This is a genomic window from Microvirga zambiensis WSM3693, from assembly GCF_016735695.1.
In the GTDB taxonomy this organism is placed as follows: Bacteria; Pseudomonadota; Alphaproteobacteria; order Rhizobiales; family Beijerinckiaceae; genus Microvirga; species Microvirga zambiensis.
The window spans coordinates 1-642 of sequence record NZ_JAERQD010000233.1 but is presented as its reverse complement, the minus strand read 5'-3'; the positions used below and the strand labels follow the sequence as shown (position 1 = coordinate 642).

1 protein-coding gene is annotated in these 642 nt (G+C 64.8%); it reads right to left on the bottom strand.

All coding sequences use genetic code 11. The annotated features are described in order from the left end of the window. On the bottom strand, nucleotides 1-642 hold a 642-nt coding region (repC, locus tag JKL46_RS35055), incomplete at both ends, for a replication initiation protein RepC (RefSeq protein ID WP_246529758.1).

Here is a 642-nt window from a genome sequence, read left to right as displayed (position 1 = left end):
CGAGACGTCGTCGTCGTAGAGCTGCAGCACGTAGATCACCGTCACCGCGGCCCGCACCAGGCCGATCTCGGCCACGGCCTCGGTCCAGGCACTTTCGTTCGCCCCCAGCGAGGCCCGCAGATAGCGCCCCGCCGCCACCAGGCCGGCCAGGTCCTCAATGGGTTCGGGGTAATCGGTCAGGGTGGGGCAGGCCTCAAGGATCAATTCCGGTGATAGGTGCTCCGGCGGTTGTTCGGTTTGACGAACCGCCCCAGCTTTCTTCGGAAAGCCCTTGTTACAAGTCTCACTAGGAGAACCGTTGTTTGTTTCTAAGTGGCGGACTCCGAGTCCGGCATTGCCCGCTTCATAGAAGGTCTCTTCGGTGTCGGTTCTCAACAGCTGCCACGCGTCCAGGAGATCAGCCGGCAGCGTCATCTGCGAGCGGGTCGGCGTGCGGGCCTGAAGGGTCTTCAGCCGATCCTCGAGCTCACCGCGGTCGATGTCCGGGAACTGCTCCGCCAGCGCGCTCAGGGCCTCCTCTGCGGCCCTCCGGCAGATCGTGACCTCGTCGAACGCCCGTTTGCGCACCTCGCGCAGCTGCTTCTGCTCGAGAAGCATGACCGCCCAGTCGCCGCGCCGGGCATAGACCGGGGTCAGATCGAA